This window comes from Pseudoalteromonas piscicida, assembly GCF_002744175.1.
GTDB classification, from domain to species: Bacteria; Pseudomonadota; Gammaproteobacteria; order Enterobacterales; family Alteromonadaceae; genus Pseudoalteromonas; species Pseudoalteromonas piscicida_B.
Genome location: NZ_NKHF01000134.1, coordinates 1 through 1,540 on the forward strand (window position 1 = coordinate 1; position 1,540 = coordinate 1,540).

Here is a 1,540-nt window from a genome sequence, read left to right on the forward strand (position 1 = left end):
AGTATCAAACTTTGAAAGAGTTTATTTTTTCTAAGCTTGTGCATATTCTTGCTGGCCCAGTATTGGGTTTACTGGCATTCTATATGAGTTATAAGTTTGATCCATTAAACTTTGGACAAAACCCGATGTCAGCAGTGCCTGCAGGTGTGATATCTATTGTAATAATTATTATCGCTCAAAGTTTATCTTCAAGCCTAGAGCTTAAAAAAACATCAAAATACTCGGATAATATTTATGAAGCGATCAAGGGATATTTACATGTAACTAAAGTAGGCACGCCTGAACGTGCTATTGAATATATAAATAGCAGGCTCAGCTCTTTACGTGAAGTGAAAAATACTAACCTTAACATTGAGCAAAGCATCGAACGTGCAAATGAAAGGTTTTATGAATCTGATTGTTATAGCAAAACTATAAACCTTATTCCTCTTTTTTGTTTAAAAGGATTAATTTGGAAGGATATTGGTGATAGATATTCTGAAAATAAAATGAAACAGACTTATCTTAAATCTATTGAACAGAAAAATAATAAATTTAGTAATTACAAATTTAGAAAAATTGATCACCGAGAGCCACAGATGAACTTCTGTATCTTAGAGTACAGTGATGGAGAAAAGGAAGTTTTATTCAACTGGGATTACAGAGGAGTTGGTGTAGACCCAGTGGTATTAATATCAAAGGACAAGTTAATAGTCGAAATGTTTTGTATACATTTTGAGCACTTGTGGAACGCAGGTAACTTTGATCATGACATGATCGCTACTAAATAGCTTTCCTTAAAATAAGATACTTTATTTTTATCACCATCTAAGTAGTCAAACTCCCATTCACAGACTGCTGTAGAAGTAACGTCAGTTAGAAATAATTTCATCCATGCTATCGTGTTTTTCAAATATACTTTAAAGGTGTCACTATAAGGTGAAATTTCCTCAAACCTGTCAAAATATATAGACTCTACATTGAACCCTGATGACGTTACTAGTTTAAAAATACTATCTCTTTCATAATGTTTAAAGTTGTTTTTTTTACTTAAAGAGAAAAATAGCTCATTATGAATAGATAGCTTCAAATCAGCTTCCATGGGGCCGAAATTTATATCAAATCCATCATATTGTCTAATGATAAGTTTCCCACCTGGATTTAAACCTAATTTAATTTTCTCTAGTAGTTTTTGAGGCTCTTTTAGATATGGAAATATATTAAATGCCAAGTAAATGTCAGCTTTTGGTAGCTTAGAAGAGTTCGATAGATCAACCTTTGCGAACGAGGTTTCTCGTTTCCAATTCTCAGCTGTTTTTTCTGCAGTTCTAAGTGACTCGATACTTTCGTCAAGGCCAAAGAAATCACAGGATTCTGGCAATAGCTTGTCGTATATATCTAACCAAAGACCTGTGCCGCACCCTAGATCAACCAATGTTTTTGCATTACTTACCAAATGTTTTTTTGCAAATTCATGCCGACTGTTTAACTTCGCATTATGGTGATCTCGCAACCAATCAGGACTACTCAAGGGATTATTATCCGAGTTGAACTTTTCTTT

General features: G+C 33.4%; 2 protein-coding genes. One reads left to right on the forward strand and one right to left on the reverse strand.

What is annotated here, in order from left to right; genetic code table 11:
* Positions 1 to 770 (forward strand): hypothetical protein (locus CEX98_RS22970; protein ID WP_172439836.1); only part of this gene is annotated, 770 nt, incomplete at its 5' end.
* On the opposite strand, the gene CEX98_RS22085 is transcribed toward CEX98_RS22970, so the two are convergent.
* On the reverse strand, positions 746 to 1,540 hold a 795-nt coding region (locus tag CEX98_RS22085), incomplete at its 5' end, for a class I SAM-dependent methyltransferase (protein WP_206780900.1). The genes CEX98_RS22970 and CEX98_RS22085 overlap by 25 nt on opposite strands.